The sequence below is a fragment of the Streptomyces virginiae genome (genome assembly GCF_041432505.1).
Taxonomy (GTDB): domain Bacteria; phylum Actinomycetota; class Actinomycetes; order Streptomycetales; family Streptomycetaceae; genus Streptomyces; species Streptomyces virginiae_A.
Genome location: NZ_CP107871.1, coordinates 1333776 through 1352604, shown reverse-complemented (window position 1 = coordinate 1352604; position 18829 = coordinate 1333776). Strand labels below are relative to the sequence as shown.

Genomic DNA, 18829 nt, shown 5'->3' with positions numbered 1-18829 from the left:
TGCCGGGCGCCGGCCGCCGTCGGACAGCGCTCCGGTGGAGGCTAGGAGCGGGCAGGTTGCGGATACGTTGCACGCGGCCGGGTACGGGGGTCCGGGCGCGCGCCGAGCTCCCGGTCCAGGGCGTGTACGCGGGCCAGCGCGGCCGGCCGCCGCTCCGGCGGCAGCGCCGCCGCCAGCGCCCGCCACGCCTCCGGGTCGTCCGCGCCCCACGGCCCGCACACCCAGTCGGTCAGCAGCCCGGCATCGGCCCGCGCGATCACCGCCGCCCGTGCCTGGTCCTCGATTCGTCGCCGCAGCCGGACGATGCCCGGAGCGTTCGAGCCCGGCAACAACGGCCCGGGGTAGTGGTGGAGGGCGGCGGACACCGCCCCGGCGGCCAACTGCCGGGTCAGGACGGTGAAATCCGCCTCCAGCCGACCGGCCGTGCGATACGGGCGCGACAGCGGGGCCGACGCCCCCAGCAGGGCGCGCAGCCGGGAGACCTCGGCGCGCAACGTCACCGGTGACACCGACTCGTCCTCGTACAGGGCGATCGTCAGCTCCTCGCCCGACAGCCCCTCCGGGTGGTGCGCGAGCAGCGCCATGATCTCGCTGTGCCGCCGACCCAGCCGAAGCCTGCGACCGGCCGTGACCAGCAGCGCCTCGTCCTGGCCGAGGGCCGCCAGGGTGTCCGCCGCGGCCGGCGGTTCCGGTTCGAGCAGGGACAACTGGGCTTCCGCCGCCCGGGCCACCGCCTGGACGAAGCCGAGGGAGTGCGGGTGGGCCAGGCCGTCGCCCCCGGTGATGTCCACCGCGCCCAGCAGCCTGCCCGTCCGGGGATCCCGCACCGGGGCCGCCGCGCAGGTCCACGGGTGCACCCGCCGGCTGAAGTGCTCGGCCCCGAAGACCTGCACCGGCTCGCCCGTCGCGACCGCCGTCCCGGGGGCGTTGGTCCCCATCGCCGACTCCGCCCACCGCGCGCCCGGGACGAAGCCGAGGCCCTCGGCCCGCCGCAGGGTGGCCGGTTCGCCCTCCACCCACAACAGGCTGCCCCGCGCGTCGCACACGGCGAGCAGGTGCGTCCCGTGCGCGGCGAACGCCCCGACGAGATCACGGAACAGCGGCATCACCCGGGCCAGCGGGTGCTCCTCCCGGTACGACCGCAGCTCCGCCTCCGCGAGCTCCACCCGGGGCGCGCACTCCGGGCTGAGCCGGGCCCGCGCGCACCGCCGCCAGGACCGCGCGATGACCGCCCGCACCGGGTCCTCGACCCGCCCGTCCCGGGTGAACGCGGCATGGGCCCGCCGCAGTTCGCGCGTACGCGCGGCCGGATCGGCCCCGCCCGGCAGCGCCACCGACGGATCACCCATGTCACCCTCCCGTGGTGCCGCGCGGTACGGAGCTACGGAGTTGCGGAGCCACAGCGTCGCGGCGCCGCGGGCCGTCGAGCCGTCGAGCCGTCGAGCCGTCGAGCCGTCGAGCCGTCCCCATCGTCGTCCGGGTACCTGGTCCCGGCAAGCCGTACGTCGGCCAGGGCGCCGGTGGTACACGGCCCGCGCGGGCCGAAACCTCACGGGGCCGGATCGGCCTCCAGCGCCGAGCCCGGATCCGGGGCGGAGGGGCCCGACGGGATCCATTGACCCGCCTCGCGGCGGTACGGCCACCAGCGCCCCTCCCGGCCCAGCCGAAGCTGCCGGTCGGTGCCCGCCTGCGTCCAGCGGGCGCGGACCCGGCGGAGCACCGGCGGCTCCCCGTCCGCCCAGGCCGTGGCCAGGGCCGCCCGGGCGCGGTCCAGCGTGCTCCGGTCCGGCGTCCAGTCGTCCTCCAGCGCCGCGAGGCCCGGGGCCGCGCCGAAGCCCCAGGCGCGTACGGCCAGTTCCATCTCGGCCCGGCTGCGTCCGGTAGCCGCCGCCAGGCGGGAGCGGACCCGGAAGTCATCGGCCTCGGCCGTGAGGCGTACAGCGTCCTCGGCGAGCGAGAGCGGGGCCGTCGGAGCGCGATCGGCGTGGCCCGGAGCCAGGGCCTCCGCGAGCCGCCGGTGGGCCTCGGTCGCCGCCGCCTGCGCCAGGAACTCCACCGCGTCCACGTCGAGATGCGGTTCCGGTTCCGCCTCGGTGTCCAACGCCGGTGGTTGGCCCGGCGTCTCGGGAAGCGCCGGTAGCGGGGGCAGCGCGGGACGCGGAGCAGCCACCGCGAAGACCTCCGCCGCCGGGACCCCCTCGTCGGCAGACCCGTGCGGAGCATCTGATTCCGCCTCAGCCTCGGCCGTGCTCCGTTCCGCCAGATCGTCCACGAGCTCCCGCTCGCCCCGGCCCCGCAGGAGCAGCAGGACGAAGGGGTCCTGGTCCAGCAGCCGGGCCACCTGGTAGCAGAGCGCGGCCGTGTGCGCGCAGTGGTCCCACTCGCCGCAGTCACACCGCGGATCGAGGTCTCCTATGCCGGGCAGCAGCTCCACCCCGGCGGCGGTCGCGTCCTCGGCGAGCTCCGGCGGCACCTCCCGGTCGAGCAGAGCCGCGATGTGCCCGGCCTCCGCGGCCGCCAGGTCGAGCAGTCGGTTCCATTCCGCTTCCGTGAACTCCTGCACCAGCACGTCCGTCCGGTGCGCCGTCCCGTCCGGGTCGCGCACCACCGCGGTGAGCCCGCCGGGGCGTACCGACATCGCGCCGACCGCGCCCGAGCGCGCGTACCGGCGACCCTGCTTGAGCTGCGTCCCGTCGAGCGCGCTGTCCTCCAGGGCGCGCACCCAGGCATGACCCCACCAGGTGTGGGCGAAGCCGCGGCCGCGGGTGGGTGCCACGGCCGGGAAGGTCTTCTCGTAGGGCTCTCGGTGTCGATCTCGGTCTCGGTTGTTCATCGCTCACTCCCCGCGCGCGGTCGGGCGCAGTGCCACGAGTTCGGCCAGTTCGGCATCGGTCAGTTCGGTCAGTGCGCCCTCGCCGCCCGCGAGGACGGAATCGGCGAGGGCGCGTTTGCGCGCGAGGAGCTGTGCGATCCGGTCCTCGACGGTGCCTTCGGCGATGATCCGGTGGACCTGGACGGGCTGGGTCTGGCCGATGCGGTAGGCGCGGTCGGTGGCCTGTTCCTCGACGGCCGGGTTCCACCAGCGGTCGAAGTGGACGACATGGCCGGCCCGGGTGAGGTTCAGCCCGGTGCCCGCGGCCTTCAGGGACAGCAGGAAGACGGGGACCTCGCCCGCCTGGAACCGGTCGACGAGCTCCTCTCGGCGCGGCACCGGAGTGCCCCCGTGCAGCAGCTGCGAGGCGATCCCGCGCGCCTGCAGGTGCCGTTCGATCAGGCGGGCCATCGTCACGTACTGGGTGAAGACCAGCACCGAGCCGCCCTCGGCCAGGATCGTGTCCAGCAGCTCGTCGACGAGCTCCAACTTCCCGGAGCGGGCGGCGCCACCACCAGCGGCCTCCTTGGAGCCGCGGTCCGCCGGATCGTGCTCGCGAAGGTAGTGGGCCGGGTGGTTGCAGATCTGCTTGAGGGAGGTCAGCAGCTTGACCACCAGACCGCGCCGCTCCATCCCGTCCGCCTCGGAGATCGCGGCGAGGGTCTCGCGTACGACCGCCTCGTAGAGCGAGGTCTGCTCGGGGCTGAGGGCGACGGTGTGGTCGGTCTCCGTCTTCGGCGGCAGCTCGGGCGCGATCCCGGGGTCGGACTTCTTGCGCCGCAGCAGGAACGGCCGCACGAGCGCCCCGAGGCGGGCGGCGGCCTGCGGGTCGTGGCCGCTTTCGACGGGGTCGGCGTAGCGGGAGCGGAAGGTGCCGAGGCGGCCCAGGAGCCCGGGGGTGGTCCAGTCGAGGACGGCCCACAGCTCGGAGAGGTCGTTCTCGACGGGGGTGCCGGTCAGGGCCACGCGGGCCGGGGCCGGGATGGTGCGCAGGGCCTTGGCGGTGGAGGAACGCGGGTTCTTGACGTGCTGGGCCTCGTCGGCCACCACCATGCCCCAGCAGACGGCCGCGAGTTCGGGCGCGTCCAGGCGCATGGTGCCGTAGGTGGTGAGGACGAAACCCCTGTCGAGGCCGTTGAGGCCGCTGAGGTCGGTGAGGCTGCGGCCCGGGCCGTGGAAGCGGCGTACGGGAGTGCCGGGGGCGAACTTCTCGATCTCCCGCTGCCAGTTGCCCAGCAACGAGGCCGGGCACACGACCAGGGTGGGTCCGGCGGTGGCAGTGGCAGGGTCGGAGCCTGTGGCGGCGGTCGGGTCCTCGGGCCGGTTGCGGTGCAGGTGGAGCGCGATCAGGGTGACGGTCTTGCCGAGGCCCATGTCGTCGGCGAGGCAGGCGCCGAGGCCGAGCGAGGTCATCCGGGCCAGCCAGCGCAGGCCGCGGAGCTGGTAGTCGCGCAGGGTGGCGCGCAGCTCCGGCGGCGCGTCGAAGGCGTCGGTCTCCTCCTGCGGGTCGGCGGCCAACCGCGCACGCAGTTCTTCGAGCGGACCGGAAGCCGCTACGTCGACCCGCTTCCCGTCGATCTCCGCCGACCCGGTGAGTACGGCGGCCAGGGCCTCCGAGGCGGCGATCGTACGGTCCTGGCGGGCGCGGGCGCGGCGGGCCTCGGCGGGATCCACCAGGACCCACTGGTCGCGCAGCCGCACCAGGGGGCGCTTCGATTCGGCGAGGCGGTCGAGTTCGGCCCGGGTCAGATCGCCTTGGTCGCCCAGCGCGTGGCGCCAGCTGAAGGAGAGCAGGGCGCCGGGGGAGAGCAGGCCGGAGGAGCGGGCCCGCGCGGTGGAGTCTTCGGGCGAGCCCAGCACGGCCCGCGCGCTCAGGTCGCGCAGGAGACCGCGCGGCCAGTGCACCTGGACCCCGTCGACAGCCAGGGCGGCGCCGGCTTCGCCGAGCAGCTCCGTGACCTCCTCGTCGGCGAGTTCGACCGTGTCCGGGACGGCCGCGCCCAGCAGCGGGGCGAGCGGGGGCCACAGCCGGGAGGCGCGGCGCAGGGTACGCAGCGCGTCCATCCGGGCGCCGGGCGGGAAGGCGCCCGCGGCAGCACCGGAACCGGCCCAGACGTCGGCGGCATCGGCGACGAGGGCGGCGTCGGCCAGGCTGTGCAGCTGTAGGACGCAGCGGAAGGTGGGGGCGGCTTCGGGCGCTTGTGCCACGCCCGGGTCGAGGGCTCCGTCGACCTCGATCCGCAGGGAGATCCGCACCCCGGCGTCGTGGCCGGCGGCCACCTCGGTGGCCCATGCGCGCAGCTCGGGGTGGAGCCGTGGCGGGCGCTCGGCGTAGGCGGGCCCACCGGCGGCCGCGGGGGCGGCGGGCGAGCGGGGGAGGGTGTCGGCGACGGCGTCGAGGAAGGCCCGCAGCAGCGGCTCCGGCGCGGGCAGCCGGGGCGGCCCGTCGGCGTTCAGCGGCACGCAGTGGGCCGTCGGCGGCATGGCGGCGGCCAGTTCCCGGATCTCGTCGAGGTCGGTTGCCCCCAGCGGCCCGATCCGCCAGGCGTCGTGGCCGGTGGGGCTCAGCCCGGGCAGGAGCTGCCCGCGCGCGGCGAAGCGCAGGGCGAGCAGCGCGGCGGCGCCCCAGAACGCCGCGCTGCCGGCCCCGGCGGCCGTGGCGCCGGCCCCGCCTGTCGCGGTGTCGGTCTCCACCGCGGTGGACCGGGCGCGGGTGAGCAGGGGCAGGGCTTCGTCCAGGGACAGGACGAGCGCGACCACGGTGGCCCGACGCAGGTCGGGGGTGACGACCGTGAGCTCCTCCCGGCTGCCGAAGCGGGCGCGGGCACCGCCGTCATCGGCAGCGGCGGCGCCCGTCGTCGTGGCGGGGGAGTCGGTGCCGGGGGTTCTGCCGTCGGTCCGCCAGAGGGCGATCCGGCCGCCTCGGGCCGGGTCGGCGGGAAGGAACACGGCGGAGTGATGGATGAGGCCGGAGATCTCGGAGAGCACGCATTCCTCAAACTTGACTACTGGGTACGGGGTGGCCGAGGGTACCCCACCGCGAGCGCCCGACGAGTGGGGCGCGGCCGTGACCCGGGTCACTTCGAAGACCGTTCGGCTGTCGGGGAACGCGCGGTCGTGACGGCGCGTTGAGGGGGGTAGTAGTGGTCGACGGCAGAAGGAGGTGTCCGCAGATGTCCACAAGCGGAAAGATCGCGGTTGCCGGAGTCGTGGCAGCCATCGTGCTGTTCTGGACCGTGGGGTTCTGGGCGGGGTTGCTGGTCCTGATCGGCGTGCCGCTCGCCGCCTACCTCCTGCTGGACTCCTCCCAGCGGCGTCGTCTGCGGGGCATGTCCAGGAAGCAGATAGGCCGCTGACGGCGGCCGCCGATCGGTCGCCCCGCGGGGCGACCGGGCTCCGGCCACGGCGCGGAGTCCTGTAGGCACGACCTCGGGGCGGGGTTCGTTCGCATGGCCGCCCGGCAGCGGATGCGCCCGGGCGGCGGTATGGCGAGGAGGCGGCGCCGCACGCGACGGTCAGGTCGGGGGCGGCGCGCCAACACGGCGATGACCGGATCAGGCTGCGCCGCTCACGACGACAGGGGCCAGATCGAGGTCGAGGTCCGCTTCGAGCAGCATCTGGGACGCGTGGTCCACGAGGTGCCGGAGCACCGGCAAGTAGGTCTCGTCGCCGCCCAATTCGTCCAGGATGCGGTGCCCCTCGGCGCGGAACACGTCGATCTCCGCCCGGTACCGGTCGAGGGCGGTGGGCGTCCGCAGCAGTCCCGCCAGTTCCGCTCTGGCTTGATGTGAGCGCCCGGCGGCGGCGCACAGGCCCAGGATGTGCTGCCGGGATTCAGGCGAGGCGTCCTCGACGACGGAGGCGAGGAGATAGGTGACGGTGCCGTTGAGCAGGTCTTCGTTGCGACCGGACAGGATGTCTTCCTGGTCGTTGAATATTTGCCAAAGGATGCCGAAGACGTAGCCGAATTCACGCCACAGCTCCACCTTCTCGGCTGTCGTTCCCGAGAATATGGCGGCCATTGCCGTGATCATTCCGAAGGGGGCGCCGGACTTGCCGCGGTACGTCTCGACCACCGATTTCCGCGACGCGCCGTCGATGTCCCCGCGCATGTCGTCGATCTGCCCGTCGACGCCGATGATCCAGCCGTTCAGGATCTCGGTTATCAACGCGGCGCGCGCCGACTCCGGGAGATCCTGCGACAGTAGGATCTGAATGGGGAGCGAGTTTCCCGTGATGACCGAGGCGAGCAGTGCTTCGTTCTCGGTGAGCTCGCCGGAGATGGAGGCGCCGTTGGCGTCCGCCAGGTCATCGAGATAGCAGGCCGAGGTCCACCACAGCAGGTGCACGGCGGACAGGGGGATGGCCGGTCTCGGATTACCGGTCTCTATGGCGTGCGTGAGGAGCGGCAGCACCGAGAGGGGATGTCTCAGTTTGCGCTGCTCCAAGAGCTTGGCGACCGAGTTCTTGGTCGTGCCGCCCAGTGAGCCGAGGCGCTCCAGCGCGGTGTCGATCTCCGCGTCGATGTCCTGCGAAACTTCCCGGTGCAGGTCCAGGTAGGACATGGAATTCAAGAATGGCCTCCGTCGTGGAATGGGCCGCAGGTGTGAGGTGCACACCTTTGAGCCGCGTGACTGGCCGATTCGATCATTCCGGAGGAGGGGGATCCAGAGCGATTTCCGGCCTCTTCGGCCGAATCTTTTCGATTATGAGGGGTCGGTGCGGCCCGCACCCGGGGTCGGGCGTCGACGAACCGATCGGTATGCGTCGTACATCACGGCCGCATCGGCCGTCACGGCCGTCGCCGCCCCACGTCCGCCGCACTCGCCCTCGCCCTCGCCATGGCGATCCATGTCGCCGCCCGGCCCGCGCTCATGACGGGCGGACCGCGATCCGGTCCAGTGCCGCCAGTAGGTCCGGCAGGTCCGGCAGATCCCCGTCCCCCTCGTGGGGGACCGTGAGCACCTCGCTCGGTTCCTCGTCCAGCAGGACGAAGGCGGCCTCGCCGGTGCGCGCCACCAGTGACCACCCGGGCCCGTCCACCCGCAGTGTCCGCGCGCCCTCGCCGGCGAAGGAGGACCGCACCCGGCCGGGCGGCGGCGCGTTCTTCGTGTACGCCACGGCCTCCTCCAGTGCCCGTGCGAGCCCGGGATGGGCCGCTGCCGCCGCCCCGCCGTCCGTGGCCTCGCGCTCCCGCCAGTCCGCCCACTCCCGCGCGATCTGATCCGCACCCATCCGCCGCTGCACCGGACCCCACGAGTCCGCCGAGGGCGGGGCGAGCGGGACCCGCCCCGTACCGTCCGCTCCCTGCTCGGGATCGTGCGGCTCCGGGATCCCCGAAGCGGCCACGGACAACTCCAGCGGCCAGCCCGCCAGCGAGACCACGATCGTCCGCTCGTCGGGGGACAGGTCGTATTCCATCCCGCAGTCCCAGGAGGCGATGGCCGTCGCGACGAGCGAGACGTCGTCCACGACGACCGTCCAGCGCGCGCCCTCCTCGTCCTGGCCGAGCACCAGCCCGTAGCCCTCCCCGCCCGGCGCCACGCCCAGCAAGGAGCAGGCCTCGGGGAAGTCGTCTCCCAGGATGCTGGGGAACTGCGCCGGAGTCAGCAGCACGGCGGTCAGCACGTACAGCGAGCCGCCACCCTCGTCGTCGGACACCTGGCCTCCTGGTAGCTCTCTCGTCGGCGCACCTTAACCAGCGGGTAACCCGCCCGTCGAGAGCTTCCCGGACACGATTTCCAAGGCTGCTACCTGCACGTAGAGTTGGGGACCCGCCACAGAAAGGGACACCAGGTGCAGCGTTACGATCGGCTGAGGGAGATCCTCCGTCTCGATCCCGACAAGGATTTCCTCGCCATCTACCGGCTCACCGCCACCTACGAGTTCCCCTGGGACTTCACCCGCGCCCTGGAACTCGCACTGTTCCGGACCTATGCCGTCCCGAGCATCGGTGGCCTGCTGGCCGAGACGGCCGAGTTCACCGACCGCACCCAGAAGCGCTACGACGACACCGCGCTGCTCCTGGACGCGGTCGTCGAGCACGGCTTCGAGAGCGACACCGCACGCACCGCCATCCGCCGCGTCAACCAGATGCACCGCAGCTACGACATCTCGAACGAGGACATGCGGTACGTCCTGTGCACCTTCGTGGTGATTCCGGCGCGTTGGCTGGACGCCTACGGCTGGCGTCCGCTGACCCACCACGAGCGTCGAGCCTGCGCGAACTACTACGCCACCCTCGGTCGCCATCTGGGCATCACGGACATCCCGGGCTCCTACGAGGAGTTCGAAGCCACCCTCGTGGCCTACGAGGAGGCCCACTTCGGCTGGGACGAAGGCGCCCGCGCGGTCGCCGACTCCACCCTCGACCTCATGGCCTCCTGGTACCCGGCGCCGGTCGCCCCCGCCGTGCGGCGCGCGAGTCTCGCCCTCCTCGACGAGTCGCTCCTGGACGCCTTCCGGTACGCGGCCCCGCGCGCCCCGGTCAGGCGCCTCGTCCAAGGCGCCCTGCGGCTGCGCGGTCGCGCGGTACGGCTGCTGCCCCCGCGCCGGGCCCCGCACTACGCCCGCCAGAACCCGGAGATCAAGGGCTATCCGGACGGCTACGACGTGGGTGAGCTCGGCACGTTCCCCGTGCCCGGCTCGGGCGGCTGCCCGGTGCCGCATCCCCGCCGGCCCGCCGGAGCCGAGGCCCAGCCTCCGGCCTGATCCCGAGCACCTCCGCGGACCCCGGGCGAGGGGGCGACGTACAGGCGTATGTCACGGGCGACGCACGGCCAGCACCAGAAAACGGTCGTCGTCGTCCGCGTACGAGGCCATCTCCCAGCCCGAACCGCTCAGCAGCGGGCCGAGGTTGTGCTCGGCCCGCATGTCCTGCGGGGTCAGCTCGCGGCCGTGGCGCGCGGCGAGGGCGGCTCGCCCGATCGGGTGGAAGAGCGCGAGCCCGCCACCGGGGCGGACCACGCGGGCGAGCTCGCGGAGGTTCGCTTCCGGGTCCGGCAGGTGGGCGATCAGGCCGGCGGCGAACACCGCGTCGAGCACCTCGTCGCGCAGGGGCAGCCGGGCCACGTCGGCGAGCAGCAGGGCGCCCTCGGCGTCCCGTCCCGCCCGCCGTGCGGCGGCCAGCATCTGGGGAGTGAGGTCCACTCCGAGTACGGTCCCGCCGGGTCCCACGGCGGTCCGCAGCGCGGTCATGGCCCGCCCGGTGCCGCAGCCCGCGTCGAGCACGCGGTCCCCGGGCCGTAGTCCGAACTCGGTCACAGCGGTGGTGAACGCGGGCCCGTCCCCGGGGAACTTGCGGTCCCAATCGACCGCGCGGGCCCCGAAGAACTCCTGCACGTGTGTCCGGTCTTCGCTCATGCGCCCATGATCTCCCACGGCGGCCCTCCCGCGTCTCAGCGGACCGTGTGCAAGCTGGTACGTGGTGTGATCGGAGATGAACGTAGCTCTGTCATATTCCAGCAGTTACAGCTGCTTTCGAAATGCGCCCCCTGTTCGCGCCCTCACCCGGACTAGCGTCCCGTGGCCATGGGACACCTGGGACATCTGGACCACGCCGCCTATGGGTGGCTGACACCCGTGCTGTCATATGTGATGGCATCGATCGGCGCCGCCCTCGGGCTGCGCTGCACCGTCCGCGCGCTCGCCACGACCGGAGCCTCTCGCCGCAACTGGCTCCTCACCGCTGCCTCCGCCATCGGCACCGGCATCTGGACCATGCACTTCGTCGCGATGCTCGGCTTCGAGGTCACGGGCACCGAGATCCACTACAACGTGCCGCTCACGATCCTCAGCCTGCTCGTCGCCATGCTGGTCGTCGGCGCCGGAGTCTTCGCCGTCGGCTACGGCAAGGAACGCGGCCGGTCCCTCGTACTGGGTGGCCTCACCACCGGACTCGGCGTCGCCAGCATGCACTACCTGGGCATGGCGGCCCTGCGACTGCACGGAGACGTCTCCTACGACCCGCTCACCGTCGGACTCTCGATCGCCATCGCCGTGATCGCGGCGACCGCCGCCCTGTGGGCCGCGCTCAACATCAAGTCACCGGTGGCGGTCGCCGTCGCCTCGCTCGTCATGGGCGCCGCCGTCAGCAGCATGCACTACACGGGGATGATGGCCGTCGCCGTCAGCGTCAGCCCCTCGGACGCGGTCCTGCCCGGCGCCACGGCCATGCAGTTCATCTTCCCGCTCGCCGTCGGGCTGGGCTCCTACCTGTTCATCACCGCCGCCTTCGTCGCGCTCTCCCCGACGGTCGACGAGCGCGCCGCCTCCGCTTCGGCCCGACACGTGGGGGAGCGCACCGTGACCGCCCACTGACGCGCAGCCGGCCGCCTCCCGGCCAGGCCCCGGCGGCCCGCCGGCCGCGCCGATCCCGAACCCGCGGCACCGCACCGCCGTGCACCGCCGAGCGCCGGCCGTCACCCCTTCGCCCCGCGGCCACCGCGTCACCACACCTGCCCCACCCGCTCCGCCGCTACACCCGCCGCCCCACCCGCCCTGCCGCCCCACCGCACCCGTAGGCACCGCCCGGAACGAGGAGCCCATGCGAACACCCCGCAGAAAACCGGAAGCAGCGGCGCCGAGGTTGCCCGCGCCCCCGGCACGCGGCCGCCGGGCCCACGCCGGGCCACCGGCCGAGGAACCGGCGGAGCTCCGGGCCCAGCAGCCCCACCAGCCCCACCCGCCCGCCACCCGCGCGAGCGGAGACCGCCCCCGGCCCCGGTTGCGGCTGCGCCCCGCCACCGTCCGCGCGAAGATCGTCTCGCTGCTGATGGTCCCGGTCGTGTCGCTCCTCGCCCTCTGGGCCTTCGCCACCGTCAACACCGCCCAGGACATGGCCCGGATCAGCCGCGTCCAGCAGGTCGACACCGAGATACGCACGCCCGTCGCCGCAGCCGTCACCGAGCTCCAGGCCGAACGCCGCGCCGCCGTCCGGCTCCTCGCCGACCCCACCGCCGACCAGGGCGCCCTGGACCGGCAGGCCCGCCGGACCGACGCCGCCGTGCAGCGGTTGCGGCTCGGTGACCGGCACACCGTCGCGGACTCCGGCGACTACCGCTCCGACATCGTGGTCCGGCTGGAGGCGTTCGTCGCCGCCGCAGAAGGCCTGGGCTCCTCACGCAAGGACATCGCCGACCGCCGCGCCACCCCCGAGGCGGCCTATGCGATCTACACCCGCGTGGTCGACTCCGCCTTCGCCGTCGGTGGCGCCCTGACCGGCGGGGAGAAGGCCGAACTCGGCCCCGACGCGCGGGTCCTGCTCGAATTCTCCCGCGCCGCGGAACTGCTGTCCCGGGAGGACGCGCTGCTCGCCGCCCCCGGCCCGCGCACGGCCGAAACGCTTCGGCAGCTGACCGGCGCCGTCGAGGCCCGCCGGGCGCTCACCGACTCCGCCGCCCGCGACCTCCCCGCCGATCAGCAGGCCGTCTGGGAGTCCGCCGCGAAGAGCGCCGCGTACGCCGAGCTCACCGGCGCCGAGGACCGGGCGCTGGCCGCCGGCACGTCCAAGGACAGCCGTGGGGTGCCCGCCGGATGGGATGCCGCCCACGACGCCATCGCCGCCTCGATGGGGGAGGTCGAGGCGGGGGCGCACCTCGCGGCCGCCGGCCGGGCCGACCCCTTCACCGAAGGGGCGCTCACCCCGGCCGGGGCCGCCGTGCTGCTGGGCCTGGCGGCCGTCGCCGCCTCCCTCGTCATCTCGGTCCGGATCGGCCGGGCCCTGGTCGTCGAACTCGTCTCGCTGCGCAACACCGCCCTGGAGATCGCCCACCGCAAACTCCCGCAGGCCATGGAACGGCTGCGCGCCGGCCAGGAGATCGACGTCGCCGCCGAGACCCCGCCCGGGCCACCGGCCGAGGACGAGATCACCCAGGTCGGCGAGGCGCTCGGCACCGTCCACCGGGCCGCGCTCAGCGCCGCCGTCGAACGGGCGGAACTCGCCAGCGGCATCTCCGGCGTCTTCGTCAACCTCGCGCGCCGCAGCCAGGTCCTGGTGCACAAGCAGCTCACCCTGCTGGACTCGATGGAACGGCGCGCGGACGACCCGAACGAACTGGGTGACCTCTTCCGTCTCGACCACCTGACCACCCGGATGCGCCGACACGCGGAGAGCCTGATCATCCTGTCGGGTGCCGCCCCTGGCCGGGCCTGGCGGATGCCGGTCCCGCTCACGAACGTCGTACGGGCCGCCGTCTCCGAGATCGAGGACTACCCGAGGGTCGAGGTCCGGCAGCTCGCGGAAGCCGCCGTGGTCGGCGGCGCCGTCGCCGACCTCACCCACCTGCTCGCCGAACTCATCGAGAACGCCGCCCAGTTCTCGCCGCCGCACACCAAGGTCAGGGTCAGCGGCGAGCCCGTCGGCACCGGCTACGTCCTGGAGGTCGAGGACCGCGGACTCGGCATGGGCCCCGACACCCTCGGCGACGCCAACCGCCGCATCGAACAGTCCGAGTCGCTCGACCTCTTCGACAGCGACCGGCTCGGGCTCTTCGTGGTCAGCCGGCTCTCGGCGCGCCACGGAGTGAAGGTGCACCTGCGCACGTCACCCTACGGCGGCACCACCGCGGTGGTGCTCCTGCCCAACTCCATGCTCCAGAGCGCGATCACGGCCACCGCCTCCCCCCACGGCTCGGCCCCGGACTCCGCCGCGGCGGCGCGACCGGAGCCGGCGGCCCCCGCTCCGGCCCGTGCCTCGTCCCCGTCGTCCTCCCCGGGACCGAAGGTGGTCGCGCGGGCCGAACAGCCGCCCGCCATGGCCGTCGTACGGGAGGACCCGCAGCCCCCGGCGCCGGCCCAGGCCCCGGACCCGGCTCCGGACCCGGCTCCGGACCCCGCAGGCGAGGAACCCCGTCCGGCCCCGGTGGCTCCGCTCCGGCCACGCGGCCCCGGTGGCGCGGGCGCCCGTACCCAGGCAGCCGCGGCGCCCCCGGCCTCGGTCACGGAACTGCCGCGCCGGGTGCGCCAGGCCAGCCTCGTTCCGCAGCTCCGGGAGGCCCCCGCTCCCAAGGCCCCGACCGCGTCCCGTCCGCCCGAGGAGCCGCCCGGCCGCAGCCCGGAGCAGGCCCGGGACCGGATGGCGGCCTACCGGGCCGGCTGGGTCCGTGGCGCCCAGGAGAACTCCCCTCACGCAGGCAGCGAAGGAGAAGTGTGATGATCGAACACCAAAGGATCGACCTCGACGGCGGCCGCAGGTCCGGCGAACTGGACTGGCTGCTCGACGACCTGGTGCTCCGGGTCCGCGAGGTCCGGCACGCCGTGGTCCTCTCCAACGACGGCCTGGCGGTCGGCGCCTCCAGCGCACTCAGCAGGGAGGACGCCGAGCACCTGGCCGCGGTGGCCTCCGGCTTCCACAGCCTCGCCAAGGGCGCGGGCCGGCACTTCCACGCCGGGGGCGTGCGCCAGACGATGGTCGAGATGGACGAGGGCTTCCTCTTCGTCGCGGCCGCCGGCGACGGTTCCTGCCTGGCCGTGCTCAGCGCCGCCAGTGCCGACATCGGCCTGATCGCCTACGAGATGGCCCGACTGGTGAAGCGGGTCGGCGAGCACCTCTACACCCCGCCCCGGTTCGCGGCGCGCCCGCCGGCCGCCGGCTGAGGGCGGCGGTCCGGCACATGAACGGCCAGTGGTACGACGCCGACGCGGGCCCCCTCGTCCGTCCGTACGCCATGACCGGCGGGCGTACGAAGCCGGGACCCCACGGGGTCCGCTTCGACCTGATCGCGCTGGTCGTGGTCGATCCGGAGGGGACGGACGAGGCGGCCGAGTCCCTGATGGGCCCCGAGCACCGGGCACTGCTCGGCCTCTGCCGTTCCGAGACCCAGTCGGTGGCCGAGCTGGCCGCCGACGCCGACCTGCCGGTGGGGGTGGTGCGGGTGCTGCTCGGGGACCTGCTGGAGGGCGGGCACGTCAAGGTCAGTCGGCCGGTACCGCCCGCGCAACTGCCGGACGAGCGGATTCTGCGTGAAGTCATCGAGGGATTGCGAGCGCTTTGATGGGACAGCATGACGACCGAACCGCCGGTGAGGCCCCGGGCGTGGACCCCGGTCCGGGGGAGGACCCCGAACTGGCCGCACTCGCGCTGAAGATCCTGGTGGCGGGCGGCTTCGGGGTGGGCAAGACCACGCTGGTGGGCGCGGTCAGCGAGATCCGACCGCTGCGGACGGAGGAAGCGCTGAGCGAGGCGGGTGAACTGGTCGACGACACGGGCGGTGTGGCCCAGAAGACGACCACGACGGTGGCCATGGACTTCGGGCGGATCACCATCCGGTCCGGGCTGTCCCTGTACCTGTTCGGGACGCCGGGGCAGGACCGGTTCTGGTTCCTGTGGGACGAGCTGTCGCAGGGCGCGCTGGGCGCGGTGGTACTCGCCGACACGCGGCGGCTGGAGGACTGCTTCCCGGCGGTGGACTACTTCGAGCACCGGCGCATCCCGTTCGTGGTGGCCGTCAACTGCTTCACGGACGCCCGGCGGTTCGGGGCGCACGACGTGTCGCGGGCACTGGACCTGGAGCAGGGGACGCCGGTGGTGCTGTGCGACGCGCGGGACCGGGACTCGGGGAAGGAAGTACTGATCAGGCTGGTCGAGTACGCCGGGCGGGTGCACACCGCCCGGCTGCTGGACTCGGTGGAGCCGCAGGCCGATTCCGTGTGAACCGGCCCGGTCGGCGGGGCGGGTGTGTCAGTCGGCGATGTCGGCGAGCGCGATCACCTTGTCGATCGGCACCCTGACGAGGAGTTCGGTCGGGACGGCGTTGCGGCGACCGAAGGCCTCCCCCTGCTCCTCGCCCATGTACCGGGCGCCGATCCGGGTGGCCCAGGTGAGCAGTTCGTCGGCGTCGTCGTCGAAGCCGCTGATCTCGGCGCGGCCTTCCAGGATCACGAAGGAGAAGGGCGGCCGGTCGTCGTCCACGCAGAGCGCGACCCGGCCGTCGCGGGCGAGGTTGCGTCCCTTGACGGTGTCCTTTCCGGTGTTGAAGACGAAGGAATCGCCGTCGAGCACGAACCAGATGGGAGCGATGTGCGGACTTCCGTCCTCGCGCACGGTGGAGAGCTTTCCGGTGCGGGTGGAGTGCGAGACGAACGCCCGCCATTCCTCTTGAGTCATCTTCTTCGCCATGGGGACATCCTCCTTGCCCGAAAGGCACTGGTGGGGAAGGCTTGCGGCACAAGTACGAGGGGTGGGGCGCGGCCGAGTGGCCGACGTCGACGGGGAGGGGCTGGGAATGGCACTGGACAAGCAACTGGACTGGCTGCTGGACGACCTGACGCGCAGGGTCCAGCAGGTGCGGCACGCGGTGGTGCTGTCCAACGACGGCCTGGTCACGGGGGCGAGCGCGGGGCTGGCGCGGGAGGACGCGGAACACCTGGCGGCCGTCGCGGCCGGTCTGCAGAGCCTTGCCAAGGGGTCCGGTCGCCACTTCCGGGCCGGCGAGGTGCGGCAGACGATGATCGAGTACGACGAGGGGGCACTCTTCGTCATGGCGGCGGGCGCGGGCAGCAGCCTGTGTGTGCTCAGCGCCGCCGAGTCGGACATCGGCCAGGTCGCGTACGAGATGACGCTGCTGGTCAACCGGGTGGGCGAGCACCTGGGCGTCGCCGAGCGGCGCATCACCGGCGGCTGAGCCGAGCTACGCCGAGTCGAGCCGAGTGCGGCTCCGCTCGGGGAGTTGTCCACAGGCCTCGCGGGGTGTCATTGCGCTGAGTTACGGTCTTCACACAGAGTAATCATTGCTCGTGGGGGAGGACCGTAATGACGCAGATGGGGACCGCGCTTCGGGACGATGTGGTCGACGGAGCCGCGGACGTGCTGGTGGGTGGCGCGCAGGCCGCCGGTGAACTGGGACTGAGCCGCGGCGAGTTCGCCAGGGCCGTCCAGCTGGGGATCGTACGGGCCGGGCCACGCACGCTCGGCGGCGCCGCGCGGTACGCACGGGCCGAGCTGGACCGGGTCAGGACGGCGGCGGGTCCGCCGGGCGCGCTCCGCGAGCAGGTCGAGACGGTGGCCGGGGCAGAGGCCGCGGCCGAGGTGGTGGGGGTCGGCCCGAGCCGGTTCACCCGGCTCGCGCGCTGCGGGCACGTGATCCCGGTCGGCTACCGGATCAACCGGTACCGGGCCGTGGTGTGGCTCTATCTGACCGCGGAGCTACGGAGCTTCGCCGCGCGGGAGCCCGCGATGCTGCGCGGGATCGCACCCCCGGCGGACCGGGAGCTGATGGCGGCCAGGACGGATCTGCGCCCGCGGACCTGGCGCGGGCGGCACATCGGGCTGCTGCTGAGACGAACCGCCGACCCGTGGGAGCGCGCAGCCGTGCTGGCCTCCGTGCTCCCCGAGGACGAGCTGCTGGAGGCCGTGCCCGATCCGGAGGAGCGGATCGTCCTGGCCGCCCTCGGCCCGCCCCTTCCGTACGGGCACCCGCAGGTTCCGGCGGCAGCCGCGGTGGCGACGGGGCTGCTGAAGGCCGGCCCCCCGGACGAGATCCACTGGTACCGCACCAGCCTGGACTTCGCCCTGGCGGGGGCGCGGGGTCAGTCGAAGTCGACGGGGGAGAGGGGGCCGACGTAGACCCAGGCCCCGGCCTCGCGGGAGAAGCTGCTGTGCTCGTGCAGCGAGCCGGTGTGCCGGCCCTCGCGGTAGTGGGCGCGGAACTCCACCGAGCCCTCCGTCTCGAACATCCCGCCGCGCTCGGTGGCGAGGATCTCCAGCCGCTCCCAACGCTGTTCGGGATCCAGGTCGAGGCGGTCCGGACGGGTGGTGGGGTGCCAGGAACGCAGCAGGTAGGCGGTGTCGCCCACGGCGAAGGCGCTGAACCGGGAGCGCATCAGCCGCTCGGCGGTGGGCGCCGAGCGCGCACCGGAGTGGAAGGGGCCGCAGCACTCCTGGTAGGTGGCGGGCAGCCCGCAGGGGCAGGGGACGGCAGGGGTGGGCATGGGTGTGCTCAGTTCTCCGGGGCGGGCCAGGGCGTGGCTTGTCGATCGGGGGTGGATCAGGGAGCGGCGGTCGACCAGGACGCCCCTAGGAGGGCTTGGCGGGGTACGGGCGGAAGAGGCCCTCCTGGACCACGGACACCAGCAGCCTGCCCTCCACGTCGTAGATGCGGCCCCGGGCCAGGCCACGGCCGCCGTGCGCGATGGGTGACTCCTGGTCGTACAGGAACCACTCGTCCGCACGGAAGGGCCGATGGAACCACATGGCGTGGTCCAACGAGGCCATGTCGAAACCGCGCATGCCCCACAGGGGTTCCACCGGGATGCGCACGGCGTCGAGGAGGGTCATGTCGCTCGCGTAGGTGAGGGCGCAGGTGTGGATGAGGGGGTCGTCGCCCAGCGGGCCGACCGCGCGCATCCACACCGCGCTGCGGGGATCGGATCCCTTGAGCTCCTCGTGGCTCCAGCGGAGCCGATTGACGTACCGGATGTCGAAGGGCTGGCGGCGGGCCATCCGCTCCAGCGCCTCCGGCAGCGCCCCGAGGTGCTCGCGGATCTCGTCCGCGAGCTTGGGGAGCGTGTCCGGATGAGGAACGTGGTGAGGAGGCAGCTGGTGCTCGATGCCGCCCTCCTCCGATTGATGGAAGGAGGCGGTGAGATTGAAGATCGTCTTGCCCTGCTGGACCGCGGTGACCCGGCGCGTGGTGAAGGACCGCCCGTCGCGCACCCGCTCCACCTGGTACACGATCGGCACCCCGGGGATGCCGGGGCGCAGGAAGTACGCGTGCAGCGAGTGGACCGGGCGGTCGCTCTCGACGGTGCGCCCCGCGGCCACCAGCGCCTGGCCGGCCACCTGCCCGCCGAAGACGCGCTGGAGGGACTCCTGCGGGCTGGCGCCACGGAAGATGTTGACCTCGATCTGCTCCAGATCGAGCAGATCGACCAGTCTCTCGGCGGGGTTCGTCATCAGAGGATCTCCACGGTCGGGTCCGGCGGGTCCGGGGGTGCGGGCGGGTTCGGCGGGGTGCTGCG

Annotated in this window: 18 protein-coding genes; 9 read left to right on the top strand and 9 right to left on the bottom strand. The window is 73.4% G+C overall.

All coding sequences use genetic code 11. The annotated features are described in order from the left end of the window. Positions 1-41 precede the first annotated feature (41 nt). The 3 genes from OG624_RS06390 to OG624_RS06380 form a co-directional block, all read right to left on the bottom strand. Positions 42-1349, bottom strand: a complete 1308-nt coding sequence (locus tag OG624_RS06390) for a GAF domain-containing protein (protein WP_033225471.1) — start codon at positions 1347-1349, stop codon at positions 42-44. Positions 1350-1549: 200 nt separating this feature from the next. Then, positions 1550-2833 carry an SWIM zinc finger family protein gene (locus OG624_RS06385; protein ID WP_033225467.1) on the bottom strand — a complete coding sequence of 428 codons (1284 nt, stop codon included), beginning with the start codon at positions 2831-2833 and terminating at the stop codon, positions 1550-1552. A 3-nt stretch (positions 2834-2836) separates the two neighbouring features. Further along, on the bottom strand, positions 2837-5860 hold the full coding sequence (locus tag OG624_RS06380; protein ID WP_371639206.1) for a DEAD/DEAH box helicase: 3024 nt from the start codon (positions 5858-5860) through the stop codon (positions 2837-2839). Positions 5861-6045: 185 nt separating this feature from the next. Here OG624_RS06380 and OG624_RS06375 point away from each other — a divergent pair, with 185 nt between their 5' ends. Continuing rightward, positions 6046-6228, top strand: coding sequence for a hypothetical protein (locus tag OG624_RS06375; protein ID WP_030732713.1), 183 nt, complete (start codon positions 6046-6048; stop codon positions 6226-6228). Positions 6229-6426: 198 nt separating this feature from the next. On the opposite strand, the gene OG624_RS06370 is transcribed toward OG624_RS06375, so the two are convergent. Next, positions 6427-7437, bottom strand: a complete 1011-nt coding sequence (locus tag OG624_RS06370; RefSeq protein WP_033214237.1) for a polyprenyl synthetase family protein — start codon at positions 7435-7437, stop codon at positions 6427-6429. Positions 7438-7744: 307 nt separating this feature from the next. Continuing rightward, on the bottom strand, positions 7745-8533 hold the full coding sequence (locus OG624_RS06365; protein WP_033214235.1) for a hypothetical protein: 789 nt from the start codon (positions 8531-8533) through the stop codon (positions 7745-7747). Positions 8534-8668: 135 nt separating this feature from the next. On the opposite strand from OG624_RS06365, the gene OG624_RS06360 reads away from it, so the two are divergent. Further along, on the top strand, positions 8669-9583 hold the full coding sequence (locus OG624_RS06360; protein WP_033214233.1) for an oxygenase MpaB family protein: 915 nt from the start codon (positions 8669-8671) through the stop codon (positions 9581-9583). A 51-nt stretch (positions 9584-9634) separates the two neighbouring features. On the opposite strand, the gene OG624_RS06355 is transcribed toward OG624_RS06360, so the two are convergent. Further along, positions 9635-10234: a class I SAM-dependent methyltransferase gene (locus OG624_RS06355; protein ID WP_161289270.1), complete on the bottom strand. Its 600-nt coding sequence runs from the start codon at positions 10232-10234 to the stop codon at positions 9635-9637. A 177-nt stretch (positions 10235-10411) separates the two neighbouring features. Here OG624_RS06355 and OG624_RS06350 point away from each other — a divergent pair, with 177 nt between their 5' ends. The 5 genes from OG624_RS06350 to OG624_RS06330 all read left to right on the top strand — a co-directional run bounded on the left by OG624_RS06350 (position 10412) and on the right by OG624_RS06330 (position 15524). Next, a complete protein-coding gene (locus OG624_RS06350; protein WP_033214458.1) occupies positions 10412-11191 on the top strand; it encodes an MHYT domain-containing protein in 780 nt (259 codons plus the stop codon). A gap of 226 nt (positions 11192-11417) precedes the next feature. Continuing rightward, complete coding sequence (locus OG624_RS06345; protein WP_371639205.1) at positions 11418-14024, top strand: sensor histidine kinase; 2607 nt, start codon at positions 11418-11420, stop codon at positions 14022-14024. Then, a complete protein-coding gene (locus OG624_RS06340; protein WP_161289274.1) occupies positions 14024-14467 on the top strand; it encodes a roadblock/LC7 domain-containing protein in 444 nt (147 codons plus the stop codon). Before OG624_RS06345 ends, OG624_RS06340 begins: the two co-directional genes overlap by 1 nt. Before the next feature lie 17 nt (positions 14468-14484). Next, complete coding sequence (locus OG624_RS06335) at positions 14485-14865, top strand: DUF742 domain-containing protein (RefSeq protein ID WP_161289276.1); 381 nt, start codon at positions 14485-14487, stop codon at positions 14863-14865. Then, complete coding sequence (locus tag OG624_RS06330) at positions 14862-15524, top strand: GTP-binding protein (RefSeq protein ID WP_371587340.1); 663 nt, start codon at positions 14862-14864, stop codon at positions 15522-15524. Before OG624_RS06335 ends, OG624_RS06330 begins: the two co-directional genes overlap by 4 nt. Before the next feature lie 27 nt (positions 15525-15551). Here the strand turns inward: OG624_RS06330 and OG624_RS06325 are convergent, their stop codons facing one another. Beyond that, a complete protein-coding gene (locus OG624_RS06325; protein WP_371587339.1) occupies positions 15552-15989 on the bottom strand; it encodes a PPOX class F420-dependent oxidoreductase in 438 nt (145 codons plus the stop codon). 106 nt (positions 15990-16095) lie between these two features. Between OG624_RS06325 and OG624_RS06320 the strand changes: the two genes are divergently transcribed. Then, entirely contained in the window at positions 16096-16494 is a 399-nt protein-coding gene (locus OG624_RS06320) for a roadblock/LC7 domain-containing protein (protein ID WP_030009154.1), read from the top strand. 128 nt (positions 16495-16622) lie between these two features. Beyond that, entirely contained in the window at positions 16623-17435 is an 813-nt protein-coding gene (locus tag OG624_RS06315) for a DUF6397 family protein (protein ID WP_051762282.1), read from the top strand. Here OG624_RS06315 and OG624_RS06310 read toward each other — a convergent pair. Continuing rightward, positions 17399-17800 carry a YchJ family protein gene (locus tag OG624_RS06310; RefSeq protein ID WP_033214220.1) on the bottom strand — a complete coding sequence of 134 codons (402 nt, stop codon included), beginning with the start codon at positions 17798-17800 and terminating at the stop codon, positions 17399-17401. The genes OG624_RS06315 and OG624_RS06310 overlap by 37 nt on opposite strands. A gap of 85 nt (positions 17801-17885) precedes the next feature. Further along, positions 17886-18764 (bottom strand): acyl-CoA thioesterase, encoded by an 879-nt coding sequence (locus tag OG624_RS06305; protein ID WP_033214214.1) that lies wholly within the window; start codon positions 18762-18764, stop codon positions 17886-17888. Positions 18765-18829 lie beyond the last annotated feature (65 nt).